Raw genomic sequence first — 25,457 nt, 5'->3', positions numbered from 1 at the left:
ATATTTAATTTAAAAATTGTTGTAATTCTTTGTTTAATAAATCATAATTAAATGATTGCTCGTAAAAAGCTCTCTTATCATTTTTATATATAATAGTTGCAGGAATAGCTCCCGACCATTCTGTAGAAATTCCGTTAATCCATTTATCTTGATCTGGATCGTCTAAAACCACAACTTCTGGTTTTAATTGGTGCTCTTTTATAAATGGTAATAACTCACTCTCAATTTGATTAGGAAAGTCTAAACTTACAAGTAATAACTCTACATTTTTATTCTTATACTCTTCATTTAATTTTTCAAATGCAGGTAGTTCTTCTACACATGGCTTACACCAAGTTGCCCAAAAATTAACAACATGAACTTTATCATCTTCCTTTTCCAATAATGGTTTTAATTGATCGTAATTTAGGATCCTTATAGCCCCATCTGTCACTTTTAAATCTGCTGAAGTTGCTTTCTTGTTTTTTGTATTACAAGAAGAAAAAAAAATTGAAGCAAATACTAATAGAATTAATCTGAATTTCATCTCTTAAAATTAAGTAATCTCACAAAATATTGAAAAAGTATTAACGCTTTTTAACTAAAAAAGAACCTCTTTTTCTTCACTTTTAGCTCTATTTCATGAATTAACTCTCCAATATACCATTTTATAAATTTCTAAAGTACTTTATTTCAGAGTTTTGCGAATTCAAAAAAATTACATATCTTTATGATATCAAAATAATATCATTATAAATTAAAACTTATGAAATCAGAAAAAATAATCAAACCAGCCAGTGGATATTTAATGCTGTTAGTATTCTTCATTTTATTTATTGGAAGTATTGTAGCTATGGTAAAATTAGAAAGCCCAGTGTTTATAATTTCATTAGTTGCATCAATCATAATGTTATTTGGATTCATCTTGGTAAATCCGAATACGTCTAAAGTTGTACTGCTATTTGGAAAATATATCGGTACTATAAAACAAAACGGATTGTATTGGGCAAACCCATTCTACACTAAAAAGAAAATTTCTTTACGTGCTAGCAACTTTGATAGTGAACGATTAAAGGTTAACGATAAATTAGGAAATCCTGTAATGATTAGTACCATTTTAGTATGGCGTGTTACAGATACATACAAAGCTGCATTTGATGTAGACAATTATGAAAACTTTGTTCGTGTACAAACTGATGCTGCAGTAAGAAAATTAGCAAGTATGTATCCTTACGATAATTTTGCTGATGAAGGTCATGAAGAAGATATTACTTTACGTTCGAGTGTAAACGAAGTAAGTGAAACTTTAGAAAAAGAGTTGGAAGAGCGTTTAGCTATTGCTGGAATAGAAGTTTTAGAAGCTCGAATTGGTTACTTAGCTTATGCACAAGAAATTGCAAATGCCATGTTAAAAAGACAACAAGCAACTGCTATTGTAGCTGCAAGACATAAAATTGTAGAAGGTGCTGTGAGTATGGTAGAAATGGCTCTTGAAGAGTTAAACAAAAAAGAAATTGTTGAATTAGACGAAGAACGTAAAGCTGCTATGGTTAGTAATTTAATGATAGTGCTTTGTGGTGATAAAGATGCTTCTCCAGTAGTAAATACAGGAACATTAAATCATTAAAAAATAAAATTATGAAAGAATATAAAGTTGTTAGACCAAAACTGGGCTTAAATAATAGATATCAAAAAATGGAAGATCTATTAAACCAGTACGCACGAGAAGGCTGGACTGTAAAACACATTGCTGAAAGCTGGATTCATATTGTTTTAGAAAGAGATAAAAACAGATAGCTATGAGGATATTTAAAGAAGAGCAACGTTTCACACAACAATGGCTAATTGCACTTTTAGTAATTGGTCTTATTGTTCCTATCATCATACTTTCTAAAGCGTATGCTGAAGAAAAAATGGGATTAAATGATTTCATTTTTGCTATGTGTTTAATTATTATTCCTACAAGTGCGATACTCTTTTTTAAATTAAAAACTAGAATTGATGAACTTGGAATTCATTATCGATTCATTCCTTTTCACTTTAAAAATCAAACTATTCATTGGAACGATATTGAAAAAATTCACATCCGAAAATATGATGCAATTACTGAATATGGAGGATGGGGAATGAAAGGTGGTTTATTCTGGAAGAAAAAAAACGGAACAGCTTATAATGTATCAGGTGATATTGGAATACAAATTGAATTAAAAAACGGAAAACGTATTTTAATAGGTACACAATTGCAAGAGCAAGTTAACACAACAATTAATCATTATAACAATCAAGAGATATGATACGCTTATTATTACTTTTACTATTGTATTTCATTACAATTTTTTGGTCTTTTGTACTTATATAAAAATTGTTGAAAAATTAATAATTTAAAATTCTTATGGCTAAAAAGAAAGCATTTGCGTTACGAATAAATGAAGACATGCTTAAGGCTGTTGAAAAATGGGCTGCAGATGAGTTTCGTTCTACAAACGGACAAATAGAATGGATGCTTATGAAAGCCTTAAAGGAAGCAAAAAGAGAACCTAAGAAAAAAGAAGAGGAGTAAAATTACTCCTCTTTTTTTATTTTTTTATTGGCACTATAATTTTACTAGGATACTTTTTATTATGAAATAATTTAATTATTGCCGTTTTAGCTTTTTGTGCAACTTGTGATGCTGGATCTTCTTTGTAATTATAATTCTTTTGAACATTCGGGTTGTCAATAGTTGAAAAAACCAAACGCAACCTACTTCCTTTTTTCACAACTCTACTAAACATATTTTCTCCTTCAAAAAGATATTTATTAATTGTATTTCTTTTAGGAAAATCAACTTTTTCTAGTCCATTTCTATAACGTGCTCTTAGTTGATCGGTTTGTAAAAAAATCGATTCATTATCTTTAGTAATTTCATATACTGAAACTTCAAAATCTGTATCATCTACATTCAATTCAATATAAGCTTCAAAAGCAATTTTTCCATTAATAATTAAATCTTCTTTTAAAGGTGCAGAATGATAAATTAAAACTTCTTTATCATTCACATAACTCTGATCTTTATAAAAATCTTTCTTATCACTAGTGTAACTTGGGTTATCAATCCCGTTATTCTCTAGAGGATTATAAACAATTTCGTCTGAATTTTTATCTGAATCCACAGGTGATTCTATCAATTTACCAGAGTTAAATACACTTTTAGCATCTGTATTTATAGAACTTAAATAGAATTCTTTCTTTGCGTTCGCTATATTTTTAAAATCAGAAGTGTAATTCCAAACGTTTGTACCCATGGTATAATACGCTACTCTATCTTTTAAAAACTCAGGTTTCTTTCCTTTCTTTAACGTCCAATCAAACCAATTTAAATGTAAAGCATTCATATTCAAAACTGCATTTTCTTTAAACTGAAAACCTCCTAACTCTTTTGCAGGTCTTCTAGTTCCTCCATGACTCCAAGGTCCGACAATTAAATAATGATTTAATCTAGCTTGATTGTTTCCATCTTTCATATGATCTGTATAATATTTCATTGCACCAGGTTGATCAGAATCAAAATGACCTGTAATACTTAAAATCGGAATATTTATTTGCTTAGACTCTTCTGGTTTAAAATAATATTGCTGCCAAAACTCATCGTGACTTGGATGGGAAATCCAGTTTTGAAAAACTTCTTTCGGATATCCAACTATATCATCATAACTATTAAATTTTGCATTTTTCTTATATAATTCTTCCTGTTTTTGTGTCCAAAAATCAGCTCCAAATAATTTCTGATTGATAGTTTTTTCACTCGTTAACATTAACCAACGCATTACGTAAGGATAGAAAATATTATTGTATTTCGGAAAATCTAAACCTGGTCCAACTGAAGCAGTAGGAATAATTGTTTTTAAATACTTTGGAAATTCTTTTAACACAAACCATTGATTCATTCCTCTGTAAGAACCTCCCATCATTCCAACTTTTCCGTTACTCCATGGTTGTTCACCAATCCAATTAACTACTTCTGCACCATCTTTAGCATCATCTTGAAAAGGAATAAATTTCCCTTCAGAATTTCCTCTACCTCTACAATCTACTGTAATAAACACATAACCATTACGAGAAAAAAACAAACCTCTTTCGTGATTTTCATCTGAAACATATGGTGTAATTACAAGAATTGTTGGATACCTTTTTTGATTGTTGTAATCTTCAGGAAGATAAATGTTAGATGATAGTTTAGTTCCATCTGAAAGTTTTATTTTATGGTAAAACTTAATTTTTATGTTCAAGGAATCTGAGGAATTTTCACCTCTCATATCTGTACCATAAAAAAGTACACATAGCAATAATAGGAGTTTAATATATTTCATAGTTTATCTGATTTAAATCAAAAGTAATTTTCCTTTTTAGTGATACAAAACTATACAAAGTCATTAACAGTTTTTTAAGAAATTACAAATCATTAAGCTGTATTTTTAGCTTTCTTAATCAACTAATTCATTTTTCGATGAAAAAAATTATTATACCTCTACTTTTATTCATCTCATGTTTTGTTACCGCACAGGAGCTTTCTATGGATGTTCTAAAGAATATGAAACCAAGAAATATTGGTCCTGGTGGAATGAGTGGAAGAGTTACATCTATTGATGTCGTACATAAAAACCCAGATGTTATGTACGTAGGAACTGCCTCTGGTGGTTTATGGAAATCTACTTCTGGTGGAATTAAATGGGAACCTATTTTTGAAAAAGAAGTTACTGCATCTATTGGTGCTGTTGCTATTCAACAATCAAATCCAAGTGTAATTTGGGTTGGAACTGGAGAAGGAAATCCAAGAAACAGTTTAAATGGCGGATATGGAATTTACAAATCTTTAGACGGTGGTAAAACTTGGAAATCTATGGGATTAGAAAATACTCGTCATATTCACAGAGTAATTATCGATCCTACAAATCCTGATATTGTTTATGCTGCTGCTATCGGATCTCCTTGGGGAGAACATCCAGAAAGAGGAGTTTTTAAAACCGTAGACGGTGGTAAAACTTGGAAAAAAGTTTTATACAGCAACAATAAAACTGGTGCTGCTGATTTAGTTATGGATCCTTCGAATCCTAATAAATTAATTGCAGCGATGTGGGAACACAAGCGTGATCCTTGGTTTTTTAAATCTGGTGGAAAAGGAAGTGGATTATACATTACTTATGATGGTGGAGAAAACTGGAAAAAAGTAACTGATAAAGAAGGTTTTCCTAAAGGCGACTTAGGAAGAATTGGTGTTGCTATTTCTAGAAGTAATCCAAATACAATTTACGCTTTAGTAGAATCTAAAAAGAATGCTTTATATAAAAGTGAAGATGGTGGATTTAAATGGAAAAAAATAAATCATAAACCAGGAATTGGTAACCGTCCTTTCTATTATTCAGAAATTTATGCTGATCCTCAGAATGAAAATAGATTATATTCAATTTTCACTTATGTAAATGTTTCTCAAGATGGTGGTAAAAGTTTCAAGCAATTAATGCCTGCATATGGAGCAAATAATGGTGTACACCCGGATCACCACGCTTGGTGGATTCATCCAGAGAATGGAAAATTCATGATCGATGGAAATGATGGTGGTTTAAATATTACCCGTGATGGTGGTAAAACTTGGCGTTTTATAGGAAACTTGCCAGTAGCACAATTTTATCATATTAATGTAGATAATGAATATCCGTATAATGTTTACGGAGGAATGCAAGACAACGGTTCTTGGAGAGGACCAGCTTATGTATGGAAAGCTCAAGGAATTCGTAATTCTTACTGGCAAGAAATTAGTTTTGGAGACGGTTTTGATGTTGTTCCAGATAGAGATGATTCTCGTTACGGATGGTCGATGAGTCAGCAAGGTTTTGTTTCTCGATACGATTACAAAACTGGAAACAATTATACTGTAAAACCAACACATCCTGATCCGGAAGTAAAATTACGTTTCAACTGGAATTCAGCAATAAATATTGATCCTTTTGATAATTCAACAATTTACTTCGGAAGTCAATTTGTACATAAATCAACAGATAAAGGTTTAACTTGGGAAGTTATCTCTCCAGATTTAACTACTGATGATAAAAGTAAACAAAAACAACATGAAAGTGGTGGATTAACAATTGATGCAACTGGTGCAGAAAATCACTGTACAGTTTTAGTTATTGAGCCTTCTCCTGTTGAAAAAAATATGCTTTGGGCTGCTACAGATGATGGACGAGTTCACGTAACTCAAAACGGTGGTTCAACGTGGACAGATGTTTCTAAAAACATTAAAGGTTTACCAGCAAATAGTTGGATTGTTCAAGTTAAGGCTTCTAACAAAAATAAAGGAGAAGCTTTATTAGTTGCTAACGATTATCGTCGTTTTAACTACACTCCTTATGCGTATAGAACTAAAAACTACGGAAAAACTTGGGAACGTATTGTAGATGAAAATGATGTAAAAAGTTATGCACTAAGTATTGTTGAAGACCCTGTAGAATCTAACTTATTATTCTTAGGTACAGACGACGGTTTATATATTTCTTTAGACGCTGGTAAAAAATGGACAAAATGGACAGCGGGATTCCCTACTGTTTCTGTAAAAGATTTAGTTATTCATCCAAGAGAACACGATTTAGTAATTGGTACTTTTGGTAGAGCTGCTTGGGTATTAGATGATATCCGTCCTTTACGTGCTATTGCTTCGAATAAAAATATCTTAACTAAAAAGTTCGATGTATTTACGCCACCAACTGCATATCAAGCGAGTTACCAACAACCAACAGGAAGTCGTTTTGGTGCAGATGCATTATATAATGGTGAAAACAGACCTTTTGGAGCTCGAATCAAGTTTTATATGAACAAGCCTAAAATGGCTAAAAAACCAGTAAAGAAATCTAAAGAAGATCTTAAGAAAAAAGACGAAAACAAGAAGAAAGTTAAATGGGATTCTATTAAGTTTGAAATTTATGATGGAACTCGTTTAATAAGAACTTTAAAGAGAAAAGCTCCAAAAGAAAATGGAATTCATACTCAAACTTGGTTTATGAATGAAAAAGGTGTAGCTCGTCCTTCAAGAAGAATTAGAAAATCTAAATCTGAACCAAGTGGAGTTCCTGTTAAACCTGGAACTTATAAAATTAAAGCAACGTTTGGTGATCAAACTGCAGAAACAAATATCACTGTAAAATACGATCCGAGATTAGAAATATCTCAAGCTGCAATTGATGAGAAATACAACACTTCTAAAACACTTCAAAAACATCAAAAGGTTATGGCTGATGCTGTAAAACAATTGGTAGAAAGTAAAAAAATAGCAGAAGGTTATCAAAAAGAATTATCTACTAAAGATAAAAAGAAGTACGAAGTTCAAATAAAATCTTCAAAAGAGATTATCAAAAAGATTGATACTTTATTAAATACATTCTTAGGAAAAGTTGATAAACGTCAAGGAATTATTAGAAGCCCAGAAGTAAATGTAGTTCAACGTTTAGGAACAGCTAACTGGTATTCTAGCAGCAGATTTGGTAAACAAACTGCAACTGAAAAAAGGTTAATAGAACAGTTTAAAACATCATTAAATAAAGTTTTAACTGAAACCAATACATTCTTTAATAATGAATGGCCAACTTACAAAAATGAAGTAGAGAAAATTACTATTTCTCCTTTTAAGGAAACAAAAGTATTTTCTTTAAACTAGAAACATCTTCTACATTAAAATCCGTTTATTCTTATTTGAATGAACGGATTTTTTTATTCAGAAAAACCTAATAAAAATCAACAATATTAAAAACTGTATTTTTATCACTTTATTCAAAACAAACAACCTGTAAATCTATATGAAAAAATACATCCTATTTGCTATTATAATTTGGAGTGTAAATATTAACGCTCAAACAACATTACCTAATCCAGTAGAAGAATTAGGAGTTTGGTATATGTATAATGGTTCGCATCGAGTATCAGAAAAATTTAGTATTAAATCTATGGCACATTTTCGCTTTTTCGAATTTGGTGAAGATATGCAACAATTTATTGGTCGATTTGGAGCCAATTATAAAATCAATAAGACTTTTGGCGCTACTTTAGGATATGCATATTTAAATACAGATACATCTTATGAAGTAGATGGAGATACTTTTGGTGATCACAGAATTTACGAAGATTTATTAGCAAATCATAACATGGGTTCTTTAAAGTTTGCACACCGTTTACGTGCCGAACAACGATTTTTTAGATCTCAGACTGGACATTTTATTCGATATCAACTAGGTTTAAGTTATCCATTAAGCAATAAATGGTCTACATATTTATATGATGAAGTTTTCTTTGATTTTACAGGACAATCATACAACCAAAATTGGTTAGGTGCAGGAGTAAAATATCAATTATCTAAAGTTGTAAAGTTACAGTTAGGATATATGAGCATCAACACAGATGCTGGTCAGAACTTTGATAGAATTCAAATAGGAATTGCTATTAGTACAGATCATAGAAAAAAGAGTACTAAATAAAGTTTACACTTAAATTTCAAACTAAATTTAAATCTAATTTCATGGAAAACCAACCTTTATTTACAAACGACGCCATAGTATTTGGAATTCTAATGATTTCTCTTGGTTTTGTTTTTTACACAGAAAGTATTAAACAAGGTTTTTGGAAGAAGTTTTATAAAATTGTGCCTGGTGTATTAATGTGTTATTTAATTCCAGCTATTTTTAACTCATTTGGAATTATTTCTGCAGATACATCTAAAACTTATTATATCGCTAGTCGTTTTTTATTACCTGCTTCATTGGTATTAATGACTTTAAGTATCGATTTAAAAGCGATTTTCAATTTGGGTCCTAAAGCATTGATCATATTTTTCACTGGAACTATAGGAATCGTTATTGGTGGACCTTTAGCAATATTATTAATTTCTATTTTTTCACCAGAAACAGTTGGCGGACTTGGTTTTGATGCCGTATGGAGAGGTTTATCTACTTTAGCAGGAAGTTGGATTGGCGGTGGAGCAAATCAAGCTGCTATGCTAGAGATTTATCAATATAATCCTGAAAAATACGGTGGAATGGTTTTAGTTGATATTGTAGTAGCTAATGTTTGGATGGCCATACTTTTAATTGGAATTGGAAAAACTGAAAAAATTGACAAATGGTTAAAAGCAGATAATTCTGCTATAGAAAACTTAAAACAAAAGGTGAGTTCATTTTCTGAAAGTGTAACCAGAAACCCAACATTAACTGACTTAATGGTTATTTTAGCTTTAGCATTTGGAGCTGTTGGAATTGCTCATTTAGGAGCTGAAAATATTTCCTCTTTTCTAAAAGATAACTTCGAAGTAGTTGCTGACAAAACCTCTGCCCTATCGTCATTTTCTTCTAAATTCTTTTGGATGGTTACTATAGCAACTATCATTGGAATTTCTCTTTCTTTCACAAAAGCAAAAAATTACGAAGGTGCAGGAGCTAGTAAAATTGGTAGTATTTTTATATACGTTTTAGTAGCTACAATAGGAATGAAAATGGATTTATCTGGAATTTTAGAAAAACCTGGTTTAATAGCTATTGGTTTTGTTTGGATGGCTATTCATGCTGGGCTTTTAATTTTAGTTGCTAAATTGATTAGAGCTCCATATTTCTTCCTTGCAGTAGGAAGTCAGGCCAACGTTGGAGGAGCTGCAAGTGCACCAGTAGTAGCTGCTGCCTTTCATCCATCTTTAGCTACAGTTGGTGTGTTATTAGCTGTGTTTGGTTATGTTGTAGGAACCTACGGAGCTATATTGTGTACAATTTTAATGGAAATAGCCTCTAAAGTTTCTTAGAATTCTGCATATTTGCATTCGAAAATAACGATCCAATGAAAAAAATTATCATAGCTTGTATTGTTTCTTTTATCGCTTTTTCTTGTAGTGGTAAGAAAAAAGGAAACATGGTAGTGAAAGGTGAAATAAAAGGTTTAAAGAAAGGAACCTTATACTTACAAAAAATGGTTGACACTGTATTAGTAACTTCTGATTCGATTCAACTATTCGGAGATAATAAATTTGAACTTTCTGATGATGTTAATTCTCCTGTGATGTATTATTTAACTTTTAAAAGTGGTGATAATGATCCTAAAAAATTAATGTTCTTTGGAGAAAAAGGAGAAATTACTATTAATGATAATATTGAACAATTTGGTTTTAAACCGACTATAACAGGTTCTGAAAACCAAAAAGTGATGGATGATTTTAATGAAATCAACCAACAGTTTAAAATGAAACGTTTAGATTTTATTGCTAAAGATATTGAAGCCAGAGCTAAAAAAGATTCTTCAGCAATTGATAGTTTAGAAAAAGCTTATAAAAAATTAGTTCGTAGACGTTTTTTATATACAACAAACTTTGCCGTTTCTAATGGAGATTCAGAAGCTGCTCCATATATTGCTTTATCTGAATTGTTTGATGCTAATATGTATTTATTAGATACGATTAACAATAGTTTAAGTAGTGACGTTAAAAAATCTAATTACGGAAAAAGATTACAAAAATTTATTGACGACATTAAGAAATCTGAAAACGAAACTCAGAAAAAATAAAATAAGACTTAAAAAGTCTCTTAAAAAAGTTCAATATTATTAAATATTGAACTTTTTTTTATTTTTACAGCTTTTAAAAAACCATGTAAAACTATATAAACTATGAAAAGGTATACACTCCTATACATTTCAACACTCTTATTTACCAACATTTCATTCGCACAATCTAAGAAACAAGTCTCTAGAGATTGGACTTCTTTTGGTCAGAGTATTGAAATTACGTCGAACACTGAAAAAAAATTCAAATTAGTCGGACATTTAAAAACTGAACCAAAAGACAAATCTGCTTGGTCTGGCTTATGGGCTAGAGTTGATACTAAAAACGACGAACCTGGTTTTTTCGACAATATGAGAAATCGACCAGTAAAAACTAATACTTGGAAAGAATATACTATCGAAGGTGTTATTAATAAAAACTCTAAAACATTAAATTTTGGAGGATTATGTTTAAACAACGGTAAGTTTTACTTTGATAACATCAAACTTTATATTGAAGATGAAAACGGAAAATTTCAAGAAATGCCTTTCTTAAATAGTGATTTTGAAGATACTATTAAAGATAATACCGTTAAAAACTGGTTCGAATCTACAAGAAACAAGACTACGGTTAGAGTAAAAGAGTTTACACTAGAAGGAAGTAATGACGCCGTATCTGGAAAACAATCTTTATTAATTACTGGATCTGGAATTAAAGTTCCGGAATATGAATTAGGTAAAATAGGAAAAGAGAATGCAGAAAACCCTCAAATCGATAACATGATTGCTATGTTAGAAGATTTGAAAGGTAGACTTGAACGTATTGTTAAAAATTTACCTCAAGAACATGTAGATCACTTGCATGATGATAAAGCCAACCGTTTTGGAGCTTTAGTTATGCATTTAGCAGCTGCTGAAGTATACTATCAAAAATATACTTTTGGTTCTTCTATTTTTGATGAAGAAAATCCAGAAATGTGGAAAGTTGGTTTAGATTTAGGTGATAAAGCTAGAGAAATGTTTAAAGATAAACCTATGAGCTATTATTTAGATTTATTTGATAAAGTTAGAGCTAAAACTATTGAAGAATTACGTAAAAGAGATGATAAATGGTTCAAGCAAGTAAATGCAGGAAACAGTATATCTAATCAATATTCTTGGTTTCATGTAATGGAACATCAATCTAGTCATTTAGGTCAGATTTTATTTTTACGTAAAAGACTTCCTCCTTTAAATGAAGAAGTAAAACTTAAAAAAGAAATTAAAAACTAAAATATAAACCCTGCTAATCAGCAGGATTTTTTATTTTTAAAGATGATTATCCATAATGTGTAATAATTAACGTCAATCTGAATCCGTTTCAGATTCTCATCATAAATAAGAGTTTATTAAAGTCATGAGATTCCGAAATAAATTCGGAATGACGAAAAACAAGCTTTATGACCAAAAACGGATATTCAATTAAAAAAAACTAAAAACATATAATTGCTATCTAATTTTTAAGAAGAAACTTTCTAAAAAAATTAAGCTTAACTAAAATATTATGGATCAGAATCAATTACCGACAGCCATTGTTTTACCTACTTTAGATATCAACATAGAAGATCAATGGGAAAAAACAAGAGGAATAGCTACACCTCGTTTTTCAACAGTTTCAGAAATACATCCAAATCAAAACTTTCAAGTTATTATTGTACTTGGAAAATATAAAATAGTAGATAATAAAATTCGAGTTAATATTACCTGTGATATTAAAAGCACTGATGGAAAAACTACTTTACCTAGTGACTTTAATATTACGTTAGAAGCCAATTTAGATAAGTTTATCGGTTTAATTCTTTTACCTAAGCTTCCTGTTTTTACATTTGACTCTACTTATCCTGAAGGTGAATATAAAGTAATTGTAAAAGTAAACGATACACAAACAGAAGAAGATGTAGAAATTATTGAAAACACTGTTACACTTCGTAAAGATTTCCCAAATAAACCTCTAGAATTAAAAGATGAATTAGAAACATGGAGACAGAACTATTATTTAGATCCGAAACCTAATGAATTACTTCATGCTTATTTTAAATCTTTAGATGAAATTGGAATTAACAACGATGCAAATATTCTATTTTATGTAGAAGCTTTAAATAACTCTTTATTTCTTGCTGACGATATTAATAGACTATTAGCTGATGGAAATTTATCTCAACTGCATCGAAACGGTTTAAATATTTTATTAGCAAGATCTAATTACAAAAATGTAGATCTAGAAAACTTCTCTGATCAAGAATTAAAGATTCTTCATGAAATACGTGAAGAAGGTTTTTACAATCCTTTATTGTTAGAAGAAACTGTATCACATCCAATAGGATTAGATATGCTTTGGAGTTTATTTTTCGCCAATGGTAAATATGAAAATATTGAAAAAATTATTGACGCATTAGCACTTACTGAAGGAAAAGATCCTGAAAATTTAAAAGATTTACCACAAGAAGAAGCTATTGCTTTCGCCATTGGATCGGCAAGTTTTTGGTCGTTAGGTGTAAATGGGAAGCATCATCCTTTAGTTAAAACCTTTATGATTTACAAAGTGAATCAACCAAATATTCCTGAATATGTAAAAGATTCATTAATCTCTATTCTGACAGAAATGGACGCAGAAGAAAATTAAAACATAAAAAAATCCCACAAATTTGTGGGATTTTTTATTATCATTTATGATTAAATATTTTCTAAAGCTTTTCTTATTTCAGAAATCTCAGCTCTTTTTGTGTAATCTTCTTTTACAAAAGCATATTGAATTACATGATCATTATCTATTACATAAGTAGCTGCCATAGGTAATTCTCCTGTTGTATTTTGATTATGCTTTTCTAAATCGATTTTAAATTCGTTACTATAAATTTTTTCTAATTCTTCATCTAATTTAAAAACTAACCCAAGCTCTTTTCCTAATTTATTATCTATATCGCTTAAAACCTCAAAAGTTAGTTCGTTCTTCTCTTCTGTTGTTAAAGAACTATCTGGTGTTTCAGGAGAAATTGCTACTAAATTTGCTCCTAAATTCTTAAACTCTGGTAATGCTTGTTGAAGTGCTTGTAACTCTAAATTACAATACGGGCACCAACCGCCTCTATAAAAAGAAATCACTGTAGCTTTCTCTCCTTTTACGTTATTCAGACTAACTTCTTCTGACTTTACGTTAGGCAATTCAAAAGAAGGAAAAGTATCTCCCACTTTAAACGCTTCAGCTGATATTTCTTTTGTGATTAAATCGTTTGTAGTTTTATCCATCACCTCTAAAATAGATGTTGGAATTTTCTTTCTTCCTAAAGCTACTCGTGCTTCTAAAGCTTCTGTTAAACTCATTTTTTTTTAGATTTATCTTATAATCTAATAGTCTGAAAGTTTTGGAAATAATTACAAAAAAACCGTTGAGAAAACTCAACGGTTTTTAATTTTATAAATAGTATAAATTACTTTTCTGAAGCAACATATTTATCCACTAAGTTTTCTAAAACATTTAATGGTAACGGACCGTTAGTTAAAACTACATCATGGAATTTTCTAATATCGAACTTATCGCCTAAAGCCTTTTTTGCTTTTTCACGTAACTCAATAATTTTAATCATTCCGATTTTATAAGCTGTAGCTTGACTAGGCATTACAATATGACGTTCTACCATTTTAACAGCATCTGCTTCTGCATTTGGAGTATTATCTGTATAATATTTGATTCCTTCTTCACGAGTCCATTTTTTGGCATGAATTCCTGTATCTACCACTAAACGACAAGCTCTCCATAATTCCATTGCTAAACGACCAAAATCTGAATATGGATCTGAATAGAATCCCATTTCTTTAGGAATAAACTCAGAGTATAATCCCCAACCTTCAACATAAGCCGTATAACGACCTAATTTCCTGAACATTGGAACATCTTTTAATTCTTGGGCAATAGCAATTTGCATATGATGTCCTGGAATTCCTTCGTGATATGCTAATGCTTCCATTTGATAAGAAGGCATACTTGCCATATCGTACATATTTGCATAATATGTTCCTGGTCGAGAACCATCTAAAGCAGGTTGCTGATAAAACGCTTTTCCAGCAGATTTCTCTCTAAAAGCTTCTACTGCTTTTACCTGTAAATCAGCTTTTGGTTTTGTAATAAATAATTCATCTAAACGAGTTTTCATGCTATCGATGATAAACTCAGCTTTATCCATATATTCTTTTCTACCTTTATCACTATCTGCATAGTAGAACTGTTTATCTGTTTTCATGAATTTAAAAAAGTCTTGCAAACTTCCTTTAAAACCTACTTTTTCTTTAATAGCATTCATTTCACCATGAATTCTAGCAACCTCTTTTAATCCAATTTCATGAATTTCATCTGCTGTTAAATTTGTTGTAGTTGTTCTTTTTAAAGCATTATTATAAAAAGTAGTTCCGTTAGGAAATTTCCATGCTCCGTCGTCTGTACTCGCAACCTTTTCTTGTGCTTCTAATGTTTTAATTAGATTTGTATACCCTGCAAAAACATTCTCTTTTAATGCTTTTTTTGTAGCTGCAATTAAAGTTGTTTTTTCAGCTGCATCAATTTCTAATTTAGCAACTTTATTTTCAAAATCATTTAATAAAGTACTTTTCTCGTTAGAAGTATCGAAAGGCTGACCTTTGATTAAGTTTTTTGAATCATCTAAAACACGAGCAAAAACAAACTTAGGAATCATAATTCCTGCTTCTTGTCTTTTCTTTAATCCTTTAACTAATTCAGCAAACATCGGTTCTATTCCTTTTAACCTACTGATATAATTTTCTGCATCTTTTTTAGATCTAATTTGATGCATATTAATTAAAAATGCTGGAATTTCTGCTTGAGAACCATGCATTTGGTTTACAGGATACGTATACAATCTGTATTTATCATCTTCGATTGTTTCCTCTAAACTTTGCTTAAAAAGATCGTAGCTCAACTTAGTAGCCTCGTCTAAAGCATTTACGTTTACGGAATCAGTAATCCATTGTAACGCTTGTTTAGTAAACTCTAATTCTTTGTCTTGAAATTCATCTGAAATATCATCCCATTTATCTGCATCTTTATTCATACCTAAATATGTTTGATACATTGGATGACGATCTAATGTAGCTGCGAACTGCTTTTGAAAAAAGTCGTTTACTTTTTTAGACTCTTTTTGAATTGTTTCTTGGGAAATTGGCTCTTCCTTTTTAGTTTCTGTTGTACAAGCACCAAAAACATATAAAGAACAAGCTAACATTGTACTTTTACTAAAATTTAGTTTCATTACAGTTTTGAATTAATTTTTGTAGTAAATATAGTTAATAATAAAAAAAGCACTTCTTAACGAAGTGCTTTTCCAAGTTATCAAACATGTATTATCTATTGGTTACTGGTTACTCGAAGTGATATTCTTTCCACCTCTAACTATATAAAAATAAGATCTTCTATTTCGTTGATGTTGTTCTTCTGAACACTTTTTTTGATTTGCGTCATCACAATTATTTAATAATTGATCTTCACCATACCCAACAGCACTTTCAATTCTATTAGGTGCAATTCCTCTTGAAATTAAATATTCTTTAGTTGCTTTAGCTCTATTCGTTGATAAGTTTCTGTTATATGCTTTTGAACCTCTACTATCTGTGTGTGATTCTATTCTAATAACCATGGTTGGATTATTCTTCATTACAGAAACTATATTTTCTAATTCATATTTAGAATCTTGTCGAATAGTATATAAATCGAAATCAAAATAAATTGGATGAATTACAATTTGAGATTCTTGTCCTTCTTTATTAACTATAAAAGATTCTAATGCTAAATTCGCTGTGATTACTTTTTTATCTACATTAAGAGTTGCTGTTTCTTTCTGATCGTTTCTATAGTCATTTTTTGAAGCTGCAACTGTGAAAGCTTTTTTACAATCGATACTTTTAAAACTATAACTTCCATCTTCATTCGTCAGTTGTTTAGAAACTGGCTCTCCTTTATCGTCGATTAAACGAACTAAAGCTCCAGGAATTGGAGTTCCTGATTTTAAATCGGTTACAATACCAACAATATCTTCTTTACATCTATTAATTGTAAAACTGTAAATATCATCGTCTCCTTTACCTCCTTTACGATTAGAAGAAAAGAATCCGTTTGTTCTTTCTCTATTAATAACAAAACCAAAATCATCACGAGAACTATTTACTGGTTTCTCTAAATTAACTGGTTTTGTGTATTCGTTATTTTCAATTTTAGATTCGAATACGTCTAATGCTCCTAAACCTAAATGACCATCTGAAGAAAAATATAAGGTTTCATCACTTCCTACAAAAGGAAACATTTCTCTTCCTTCTGTATTAATTTCTCTACCTAAATTAACAGGTTTTCCGTAAACATCTTCCTCATAAATTTTAACTTTATAAATATCTGTTTCCCCATATCCGTAAGGCATATCTGAAACAAAGTATAAAGTTTTTTCATCTGGACTTAATGCTGGATGTCCGATTGAATAATCGTCGCTATTAAAAGGTAATTCTTGAATATCTTTCCATTCGTTACCTTCTTTTCTAGCTTTATATATTTTTAAATGAGAAATATTTTTCTTGTCTCCTTTTAAAGAACTTCCGTTGTAATTATCTCTTGTAAAAAACATAGTTCTTCCATCTTTAGTAATAACTGCATTAGATTCATGATATTTAGTACTTAAAGATGTTAATCTAATAGGATTTTCTACTTCTAAAATTTTGTTTGTAGATTTAACCAAATACGTTTTATATACATTTAAATAAGGTTGATCGTTCCACTTATACAAGTCTTTTTTCTTCAACTTATCTTCAGCAATAATTGGTTTTGTTGAAGCAAAGTAAAACATATCATCGTAGATAAACCCTCCAAAGTCGGAGTACTTGGTATTGGATGAAATATTATGAACGTTTAAAAAAGCATCGTTTGTTGATGAATATTCACTGAAATAATCTGAATTTTTAACTAAAGCTTTAGGACGACTATCTTCTCGTTGAACATCTTCTATTTTTAGAAGCCATAAATCTGATTCTTCTATATTTCCTGTACTTCTTAACGATTGTGCGTATCTAAAAATGTGACTGGCAGTTGCTTCTTTTGGATAATTTTTCATGAGTTTATTGTACCAAGGCACTGCCTTTTCAAATTCACTATTAAAATAATATGAATCGGCAAGTCTACTCAACACTAAATAAGAATTATCACCTTTCTTATTAATATCGAGATACATATCTGCTGTTTTTTTGTACGCAAATTCTTTAAAGTAACGATCAGCTGTTCTTAACTGTCCGAAACCAACAGCTATGCTAAAAATGGTTAGTATATATAGTACTTTTCTCATCAGTATATATTTTAATGATTAAAAGAATCTTGGTGATTTCGTTGTTATTTTAGGAGAACCTTCCCAACGTAACATTAATTCATAAGTTCCAGAATTATAATTACTGTAGTTAGATGTAGTTAAATCGTAAGCAAAACCTAGATTAAAGTTCTTAGCAAACCTAAAACCTAATAATGCACTTATAGAATCATCCCATCTCCAAGCCACACCTGCATTAAATTTTCCGTTGAAAAGAAAATTAGCAGAAAGATCTAATGATAAAGGAGCTCCATTTACCACTTTAACTAAAGTTGCTGGTTTAAACTTAACAGACTCACTTAAATCGAAAACATAACCACCAATTAAGAAAAAGTGTAATCGTTCTGTTGCAACATTTCCTCCATCAAAAGTATCATCATAATGTTCTGTTCTTAAAATGTTTGGAACAGCAGCTCCTAAATACCATTTGGGTTTGTAATAAAATACACCTGCACCTATAGTAGGTAAAAATTGATCTAAAACTCCTAATAATTGATCGGATTGTGTTTCTGGATTTCCTCTTCTAGGATCTACATTTAAACTTCGTCCTCCTAATTTTAAACCAAAAGATAAATTCGCATCTTCACTTAATTTAACTCCGTACGAAATATTTGCATCTAGAGATAATTCTCTCGCTGGTCCTATTTCATCATTAATTAAATTAATTCCTAAGCCTACTCCACTTGTTCCAAGTGAAGTATCGAAGCTTAGTGTTTGTGAGTCTGGTGCACCGTTTACGCCAACCCATTGTGTTCTTGCTATTGCGGTAATGATAGTATAACCATTTGTACCAACATAAGCAGGGTTAACACTCATTGTATTATACATATATTGTGTAAACTGTGGATCTTGTTGCGCATTTGCCATATTACTGACAAATAATAGTAAGGCAACTGTATACTTTATGATATCTTTCATTGTATAATGATTTTTTCTTTTCATGAATTACTTACTGTTAATGTATAACCATCCTGTCATTGGTTCTGAACCATCACCTAAATCTATTACGTAGAAATAAGTTCCTGTAGGTAATTTGTCATCTTCTACAACAGTCGCTCTACCATTTGATATACCTCTAAATGCCTTATCTGCATTATTATAACCTTGTATTTTATACACAGTATTACCCCAACGATTGAATATTTCTACAGTATTATTTCTGTATTTATCGTTGTTAATTCCTTGAATATTGAAGAAGCTGTTATCTGAATCACCGTTAAGTGTTAAGATGTTAAATACTTCAATATCATCGTCGTCTTGATCTAAATAATCTGGCGTACCATCTCCATCTGTATCGATAGCATCAACTGGATTACCGTTAGAATCTGGATCTGGATTTTCATCACTAGTATCTTTTCCATCTCCGTCATCATCTTCATCTAGATAATCTGGAACACCATCTCCATCTGTATCTTGAGCGTCAGTTGGGTCACCATCTCCATCTTCATCAGGATTTTCCTCTTCTGTTAAGATTCCATCTCCATCATCGTCTTCATCTAAATAATCAGGTGTACCGTCTCCATCTGTATCGACATCTGTAGGATCTCCAGTTGGATTACCAAACTCATCTACATCTTCTTCACCAGTTGCTACTCCATCATTATCATCATCAGTATCTCTAAAATCTGGAATATCATCATCATCTGAGTTTTGTGTATCACTAGCTCCATTATCTAAATTATCATTAGAATCGAAACCGTCATCTAAGTTTGTACCTTCAAAAGCATCATCTAAACCATCTCCATCTGTATCAACTCTGTCTGGCTCAATATCAGCTATTCCATCTCCGTCTGAATCGAATGCCTCAACGATATCTGGCACACCATCTCCATCTGAATCTTCATCTAAATAATCTGGAATACCATCTCCATCTGTATCGACAGGTGTACCTATTGGTGTACCTCCATTATCTGGGTCGTAAGCATCATCTAAACCATCTCCATCTGTATCATTTCCTGTTGGTGGCACATAACCTTCAGTTGGTTGTACTTCTACATTATCTGGAATTCCATCATCGTCTGAATCAATATCTAAATGATTTGCTACTCCGTCTCCATCTGTATCAAAACCTTCTTCTGGTAAATTATCATTGTTTCCTACTGTTGGATCATTATCGTCATCATCTAAATATAATGGAACACCATCACCGTCAGCATCTGTATCTGGATCAACTCCACCTGGTGTTTCATCTACATCTAAAATTCCATCATTATCATCATCTACATCATTTGCATTAGAAATACCATCACTATCATTTTCATCTGAAACAGTTATGAATACCACTGCTGTATCACAAACTGGTGTTCCTGACTCATTGTTACACACTTCATATTCTACTGTTACTGTTTGGCCAGCCTCTCCAGCTAAAGGAGTGTATAATAATGTTCCTGTTCCTGGATCAAATATGATTGTTCCTTGTGCAGTTCCATTTCCTGTATTTACAATACTTGTTGTTCCTAAGTTATTTGGATCAGAATTATCTAAATAATCATCATTTCCTAAAATGTCTATTAATGTAGATTCTCCTAATTCTGCTAAACTTGTATCATCTTGTGCTGTTGGATCGTTTGGATTTGGATCTGTAGCATCTGAATGACCATCATTATCTGTATCAGCATCTAAAGGATCTGTTGTTACTCCATCAGGATCTAATGTTGTATCTGGATCATCAACTCCTGTTAATTCCTCTCCATTATTCAATCCATCTCCATCACAATCTAATTCACTCCAAGCTGCATCAACTAAAGCAACATCTTGACTTGAACCTTGATAATCACATGGATCATTCGGATTCGTACCATCAACAGCTTCTTGACCATCAGTAACTCCATCTCCATCTGTATCTGGATCTTGTGGATCAGTAGTCTCTCCATTTGGATCTGTAGGAGTACTTGGATCATCTGTTCCTGTTAACTCTTCAGCATTTGTTAATCCATCATTATCACAGTCTGCTGCATTCCATGATGCTTCAATATTTGCTACTACTTGACTTGAAGCATTATAATCACAAACATCATTCGGGTTTGTTCCATCAATTGCTTCTTGACTATCTGTAACTCCATCACCATCTGTATCTGGATCTTGTGGATCTGTAGTTGCTCCATTAGGATCGGCTGGTGTAGTTGGATCATCAACTCCTGTAACTTCCTCTTCATTATTTAATCCATCTCCATCACAATCTGCATCATTCCAAGCTGCTTCTGTATTTGCTAACACTTGACTAGCTGCCTCGTAATCACAAACATCGTTTGGATTTGTTCCATCTATTGCTTCTTGACCATCGGTAACTCCATCTCCATCCGTATCTGGATCTTGTGGATTCGTAGTTGTTCCTCCTGGATTTGCTAGAGTACTTGGATCATCTGTTCCTGTAGTTTCTTCAGCATTTGTTAATCCATCACTATCACAATCTGAACTACTCCATGATGACTCTACATTAGCTAACACTTGACTTGAAGCATTATAATCACAAACATCATTCGGATTTGTTCCATCTATTGCTTCTTGACCATCAGTAACTCCATCTCCATCTGTATCTGGATCGTTTGGATCTGTTGTTACTCCATTTGGATCAGCTGGCGTACTTGGATCGTCGTTTCCTGTTAATTCCTCTCCATTTGTTAATCCATCATTATCACAATCCGCAGCATTCCATGTAGCACCTATGTTAGCTACAACCTGATTTGTAGGATTATAATCACAAGGATCATTTGGATTTGTTCCATCAATAGCTTCTTGACCATCGGTAACTCCATCGTCATCTGAATCTGAATCTTGTGGATCTGTAGTTGCTCCATTTGGATCAGCTGGTGTACTTGGATCATCTGTTCCTGTTAACTCTTCAGCATTTGTTAATCCGTCATTATCACAATCTGCAGAATTCCATGATGCTTCAATATTTGCTACTACTTGACTTGAAGCATTATAATCACAAACATTATTCGGGTTTGTTCCATCAATTGCTTCTTGACTATCTGTAACTCCATCACCATCTGTATCTGGATCTTGTGGATCTGTAGTTGCTCCATTAGGATCGGCTGGTGTAGTTGGATCATCAACTCCTGTAACTTCCTCTTCATTATTTAATCCATCTCCATCACAATCTGCATCATTCCAAGCTGCTTCTGTATTTGCCAATACTTGGCTAGCTGCCTCATAATCACAAACATCATTTGGATTTGTTCCATCTATTGCTTCTTGACCATCAGTAACTCCATCTCCATCCGTATCTGGATCTTGTGGATCTGTAGTTGTTCCTCCTGGATTTGCTGGAGTATTTGGATCATCTGTTCCTGTAGTTTCTTCAGCATTTGTTAATCCATCACTATCACAATCTGCTGTATTCCATGATGCTTCTATATTTGCCATAACTTGACTTGAAGCATTGTAATCACAAACATCATTTGGATTGGTTCCATCTATTGCTTCTTGACCATCAGTAACTCCATCTCCATCTGTATCTGGATCGTTTGGATCTGTTGTTACTCCATTTGGATCAGCTGGCGTACTTGGATCGTCGTTTCCTGTTAATTCCTCTCCATTTGTTAATCCATCATTATCACAATCCGCAGCATTCCATGTAGCACCTATGTTAGCTACAACCTGATTTGTAGGATTATAATCACAAGGATCATTTGGATTTGTTCCATCAATAGCTTCTTGACCATCGGTAACTCCATCGTCATCTGAATCTGAATCTTGTGGATCTGTAGTTGCTCCATTTGGATCAGCTGGTGTACTTGGATCATCTGTTCCTGTAGTTTCTTCACCATTAGTTAACCCATCATTATCACAATCTCCATCTACCCAAGATGCTTCAACATTTGCTAGCACTTGACTTGAAGCGTTATAATCACAAACATCATTCGGGTTTGTTCCATCTATTGCTTCTTGGCCATCAGTAACTCCATCTCCATCTGTATCTGGATCATTTGGATCTGTAGTCGCCCCATTTGGATTAGCAGGTGTGCTCGGATCATCTGTTCCTGTAGCTTCTTCAGCATTTGTTAATCCATCACTATCACAATCCGCAGCATTCCATGACACTTCTACATTTGCTAATACTTGACTTGAAGCATTATAATCACAAACATCATTCGGATTTGTTCCATCTATTGCTTCTTGACCATCAGTAACTCCATCTCCATCTGTATCTGGATCATTTGGATCTGTAGTCGCTCCATTTGGATTAGCAGGTGTGCTTGGATCATCAACTCCTGAAGTTTCTTCAGCATTTGTTAATCCATCATTATCACAGTCTGCTGTATTCCATGATGCTTCTACATTTGCTAATACTTGACTTGCAACATTATAATCACAAGGATCATTTGGATTAGTTCCGTCTGTTGCCTCTTGACCATCAGTAACTCCATCTCCATCTGTATCATCATCTTGAGGATCTGTAGTCGCTCCATTCGGATCAGCTGGTGTAGTTGGATCATCAACTCCTGTAACTTCTTCTTCATTGTTTAATCCGTCTCCATCACAATCTACATCATTCCAAGCTGCTTCTGTATTTGCTAACACTTGACTAGCAGCTTCATAATCACAAACATCGTTAGGATTGGTTCCATCTATTGCTTCTTGTCCATCAGTAACTCCATCTCCATCTGTATCTGGATCTTGAGGATCTGTTGTTACTCCATTTGGATCGATTGGTGTACTTGGATCATCTGTACCTGTAGTTTCTTCAGCATTTGTTAATCCATCACTATCACAATCTGCTGAACTCCATGTCGACTCAACATTTGCTAACACTTGACTTGAAGCATTATAATCACAAAGATCATTCGGATTGGTTCCATCAATAGCTTCTTGACCATCAGTAACTCCATCACCATCTGTATCAGGGTCATTTGGATCTGATGTTGTTCCATTCGGATCTGCTGGTGTACTAGGATCATCTGTTCCTGTAGTTTCTTCAGCATTTGTTAATCCATCACTATCACAATCTGCAACATTCCAAGAAGTACCTACATTTGCTATGACTTGATTTGTTGGATTATAACTACAAGCGTCTGTAGGATCTGTACTATCAATAACTTCTTGTCCATTCGTTACTCCATCCTCATCACAGTCTGCGACATTCCAAGCAGATGTTACATTTGCTATCACCTGACTAGCTGCATTATAACTACAAACATCGTTAGGATCTGTCATATCTGTAACTTCCTGACCATTTGTTACACCATCACCATCACAATCTGCAGCATTCCATGCTCCTGTAACACTTGCTATTACTTGACTTGCTACATTATATGAACAAGGATCTACAGGATCTGTTCCATCTGAAATCTCTTGACCATTATTAACTCCATCACCATCACAATCTAATACTGACCATGTTGCGTAAACTGGGTCTGTTACTATAGGTGCTGTTGTATAACTACAAGGATCTGCGCAGTCTGTTCCATTTATTTTCTCCTCTCCATTCGTCTCTCCATCACCATCACAATCTGCTGCTGCCCATACTGCATAATTAGGAGCTGTAGATACTGGTATTGTAGCTGTTGTTACACTACAAGGATCTAATGGATCTGTTGAATTTCCTAATTCTACTCCATTTGTTTCTCCGTCTCCATCACAATCTAATGCACTCCAAGCTGCAGTTACTAATCCTGCTACTTGATTTGCTATATTATATTCACAAGGATTTGTTGGATCCGTTCCATCGGTAACTTCTTGACCATTGGTTACACCATCTCCATCACAGTCTGCAGCTAAATAAGCTCCGCTTTGAGTTAATGTTACTGCTGAAGGATTGAATGAACAAGGATCATTTGGATCTGTTCCACCTGGCCCTGCAATTCCATCTCCATTAGGATCTACCTCAACTCCATTAATTACGCCATCTCCATCACAATCTGCAATAAACCAATCAGAAGAAGTATCATTTAAGTTTACTGAATTTACATCTCCTCCTGAACAAGGATCCAATGGATCTGTTGAATTTCCTAATTCTACTCCATTTGTTTCTCCATCACCATCACAATCTAATGCACTCCAAGTACCAGATACTGAGCCTGCAACTTGATTTGCTACATTATAAGCACATCCATCGTTAGGATCTGTTCCATCAATTACTTCTTGTCCATTAGTTACTCCATCTCCATCACAATCTAATGCATTCCATGATGCTGAAACATTAGCTATAACTTGGTTAGATATATTATAAGAACAAGCATCATTCGGATCAGTTCCATCAGTAATTTCTTGCGTATCAGGTACACCATCACCATCATCATCTGTATCACAAGCTGTAGAAATACCATCTCCATCTGTATCTGGACCAGTTGTTACAACATCTGCATTTGTTCCTGTTGAATAATCTGCTGCTGTTACGGTTCCATCTGAATTTACTTGACCTGTACCTAAAGTTAATGGATCTCCTGTGCCATATTGAGCACCATCTCCACCATCTGCATTTGAATTAGCGAATGCTTCATTAGCATCACTACATCCATCTCCATCACTATCGGTATCTAAGAAATCTGGACTTCCTGGATCAGTTCCACTATCACTATCGGTTGGACTAGAAACTCCTGTACC

17 protein-coding genes are annotated in these 25,457 nt (G+C 32.7%); 10 read left to right on the top strand and 7 right to left on the bottom strand.

The genetic code is table 11. The annotated features are described in order from the left end of the window. Positions 1–4: 4 nt before the first annotated feature. Positions 5–526, bottom strand: a complete 522-nt coding sequence (locus Q1A46_RS18835; protein WP_299682738.1) for a TlpA disulfide reductase family protein — start codon at positions 524–526, stop codon at positions 5–7. Positions 527–745: 219 nt separating this feature from the next. On the opposite strand from Q1A46_RS18835, the gene Q1A46_RS18830 reads away from it, so the two are divergent. The 4 genes from Q1A46_RS18830 to Q1A46_RS18815 all read left to right on the top strand — a co-directional run bounded on the left by Q1A46_RS18830 (position 746) and on the right by Q1A46_RS18815 (position 2,539). After that, positions 746–1,606 carry an SPFH domain-containing protein gene (locus Q1A46_RS18830; protein ID WP_299682735.1) on the top strand — a complete coding sequence of 287 codons (861 nt, stop codon included), beginning with the start codon at positions 746–748 and terminating at the stop codon, positions 1,604–1,606. 11 nt (positions 1,607–1,617) lie between these two features. Beyond that, positions 1,618–1,776: a DUF4177 domain-containing protein gene (locus tag Q1A46_RS18825; RefSeq protein WP_299625693.1), complete on the top strand. Its 159-nt coding sequence runs from the start codon at positions 1,618–1,620 to the stop codon at positions 1,774–1,776. Positions 1,777–1,778: 2 nt separating this feature from the next. Then, positions 1,779–2,273 carry a hypothetical protein gene (locus Q1A46_RS18820; RefSeq protein ID WP_299682733.1) on the top strand — a complete coding sequence of 165 codons (495 nt, stop codon included), beginning with the start codon at positions 1,779–1,781 and terminating at the stop codon, positions 2,271–2,273. 98 nt (positions 2,274–2,371) lie between these two features. Beyond that, a complete protein-coding gene (locus Q1A46_RS18815) occupies positions 2,372–2,539 on the top strand; it encodes an Arc family DNA binding domain-containing protein (protein WP_095070432.1) in 168 nt (55 codons plus the stop codon). 16 nt (positions 2,540–2,555) lie between these two features. On the opposite strand, the gene Q1A46_RS18810 is transcribed toward Q1A46_RS18815, so the two are convergent. Next, on the bottom strand, positions 2,556–4,328 hold the full coding sequence (locus Q1A46_RS18810) for a CocE/NonD family hydrolase (RefSeq protein ID WP_299682731.1): 1,773 nt from the start codon (positions 4,326–4,328) through the stop codon (positions 2,556–2,558). 137 nt (positions 4,329–4,465) lie between these two features. Between Q1A46_RS18810 and Q1A46_RS18805 the strand changes: the two genes are divergently transcribed. The 6 genes from Q1A46_RS18805 to Q1A46_RS18780 all read left to right on the top strand — a co-directional run bounded on the left by Q1A46_RS18805 (position 4,466) and on the right by Q1A46_RS18780 (position 13,183). Continuing rightward, the gene (locus Q1A46_RS18805) at positions 4,466–7,666 is read left to right on the top strand and encodes a hypothetical protein (RefSeq protein WP_299682729.1); all 3,201 of its coding nucleotides are present in this window, start codon (positions 4,466–4,468) and stop codon (positions 7,664–7,666) included. A gap of 139 nt (positions 7,667–7,805) precedes the next feature. After that, positions 7,806–8,480: a DUF2490 domain-containing protein gene (locus Q1A46_RS18800; RefSeq protein ID WP_299682727.1), complete on the top strand. Its 675-nt coding sequence runs from the start codon at positions 7,806–7,808 to the stop codon at positions 8,478–8,480. A gap of 41 nt (positions 8,481–8,521) precedes the next feature. Then, positions 8,522–9,790: a DUF819 domain-containing protein gene (locus Q1A46_RS18795; protein ID WP_299682725.1), complete on the top strand. Its 1,269-nt coding sequence runs from the start codon at positions 8,522–8,524 to the stop codon at positions 9,788–9,790. Between the two features lie 35 nt (positions 9,791–9,825). After that, entirely contained in the window at positions 9,826–10,545 is a 720-nt protein-coding gene (locus Q1A46_RS18790) for a DUF4369 domain-containing protein (RefSeq protein ID WP_299682722.1), read from the top strand. A 102-nt stretch (positions 10,546–10,647) separates the two neighbouring features. Further along, entirely contained in the window at positions 10,648–11,793 is a 1,146-nt protein-coding gene (locus tag Q1A46_RS18785; protein WP_299682719.1) for a DinB family protein, read from the top strand. A 271-nt stretch (positions 11,794–12,064) separates the two neighbouring features. Continuing rightward, entirely contained in the window at positions 12,065–13,183 is a 1,119-nt protein-coding gene (locus tag Q1A46_RS18780; RefSeq protein ID WP_299682717.1) for a hypothetical protein, read from the top strand. Between the two features lie 50 nt (positions 13,184–13,233). On the opposite strand, the gene Q1A46_RS18775 is transcribed toward Q1A46_RS18780, so the two are convergent. The 5 genes from Q1A46_RS18775 to Q1A46_RS18755 form a co-directional block, all read right to left on the bottom strand. Next, positions 13,234–13,881 (bottom strand): peroxiredoxin-like family protein, encoded by a 648-nt coding sequence (locus Q1A46_RS18775; RefSeq protein ID WP_299682710.1) that lies wholly within the window; start codon positions 13,879–13,881, stop codon positions 13,234–13,236. Positions 13,882–13,988: 107 nt separating this feature from the next. Beyond that, the gene (locus Q1A46_RS18770) at positions 13,989–15,821 is read right to left on the bottom strand and encodes a DUF885 family protein (protein ID WP_299682708.1); all 1,833 of its coding nucleotides are present in this window, start codon (positions 15,819–15,821) and stop codon (positions 13,989–13,991) included. Positions 15,822–15,923: 102 nt separating this feature from the next. Then, positions 15,924–17,891: an OmpA family protein gene (locus Q1A46_RS18765; protein WP_299682706.1), complete on the bottom strand. Its 1,968-nt coding sequence runs from the start codon at positions 17,889–17,891 to the stop codon at positions 15,924–15,926. A gap of 18 nt (positions 17,892–17,909) precedes the next feature. Next, positions 17,910–18,827 carry a type IX secretion system membrane protein PorP/SprF gene (locus tag Q1A46_RS18760; protein WP_299682705.1) on the bottom strand — a complete coding sequence of 306 codons (918 nt, stop codon included), beginning with the start codon at positions 18,825–18,827 and terminating at the stop codon, positions 17,910–17,912. Positions 18,828–18,854: 27 nt separating this feature from the next. Further along, a partial coding sequence (locus tag Q1A46_RS18755; RefSeq protein ID WP_299682704.1) for a gliding motility-associated C-terminal domain-containing protein occupies positions 18,855–25,457 on the bottom strand: 6,603 nt, incomplete at its 5' end.

This window comes from uncultured Tenacibaculum sp., from assembly GCF_947502995.1.
Classification (GTDB): domain Bacteria; phylum Bacteroidota; class Bacteroidia; order Flavobacteriales; family Flavobacteriaceae; genus Polaribacter.
The sequence above is the reverse complement of the archived record's forward strand: the minus strand, read 5'-3'. Positions and strand labels throughout refer to the sequence as shown.

Bases quoted from the DNA above. Each gene is read 5' to 3' on its own strand.
- Q1A46_RS18835 (WP_299682738.1), bottom strand. From the start codon at position 526: ATGAAATTCAGATTAATTCTATTAGTATTTGCTTCAATTTTTTTTTCT.
- Q1A46_RS18830 (WP_299682735.1), top strand. From the start codon at position 746: ATGAAATCAGAAAAAATAATCAAACCAGCCAGTGGATATTTAATGCTG.
- Q1A46_RS18825 (WP_299625693.1), top strand. From the start codon at position 1,618: ATGAAAGAATATAAAGTTGTTAGACCAAAACTGGGCTTAAATAATAGA.
- Q1A46_RS18820 (WP_299682733.1), top strand. From the start codon at position 1,779: ATGAGGATATTTAAAGAAGAGCAACGTTTCACACAACAATGGCTAATT.
- Q1A46_RS18815 (WP_095070432.1), top strand. From the start codon at position 2,372: ATGGCTAAAAAGAAAGCATTTGCGTTACGAATAAATGAAGACATGCTT.
- Q1A46_RS18810 (WP_299682731.1), bottom strand. From the start codon at position 4,328: ATGAAATATATTAAACTCCTATTATTGCTATGTGTACTTTTTTATGGT.
- Q1A46_RS18805 (WP_299682729.1), top strand. From the start codon at position 4,466: ATGAAAAAAATTATTATACCTCTACTTTTATTCATCTCATGTTTTGTT.
- Q1A46_RS18800 (WP_299682727.1), top strand. From the start codon at position 7,806: ATGAAAAAATACATCCTATTTGCTATTATAATTTGGAGTGTAAATATT.
- Q1A46_RS18795 (WP_299682725.1), top strand. From the start codon at position 8,522: ATGGAAAACCAACCTTTATTTACAAACGACGCCATAGTATTTGGAATT.
- Q1A46_RS18790 (WP_299682722.1), top strand. From the start codon at position 9,826: ATGAAAAAAATTATCATAGCTTGTATTGTTTCTTTTATCGCTTTTTCT.
- Q1A46_RS18785 (WP_299682719.1), top strand. From the start codon at position 10,648: ATGAAAAGGTATACACTCCTATACATTTCAACACTCTTATTTACCAAC.
- Q1A46_RS18780 (WP_299682717.1), top strand. From the start codon at position 12,065: ATGGATCAGAATCAATTACCGACAGCCATTGTTTTACCTACTTTAGAT.
- Q1A46_RS18775 (WP_299682710.1), bottom strand. From the start codon at position 13,881: ATGAGTTTAACAGAAGCTTTAGAAGCACGAGTAGCTTTAGGAAGAAAG.
- Q1A46_RS18770 (WP_299682708.1), bottom strand. From the start codon at position 15,821: ATGAAACTAAATTTTAGTAAAAGTACAATGTTAGCTTGTTCTTTATAT.
- Q1A46_RS18765 (WP_299682706.1), bottom strand. From the start codon at position 17,891: ATGAGAAAAGTACTATATATACTAACCATTTTTAGCATAGCTGTTGGT.
- Q1A46_RS18760 (WP_299682705.1), bottom strand. From the start codon at position 18,827: ATGAAAGATATCATAAAGTATACAGTTGCCTTACTATTATTTGTCAGT.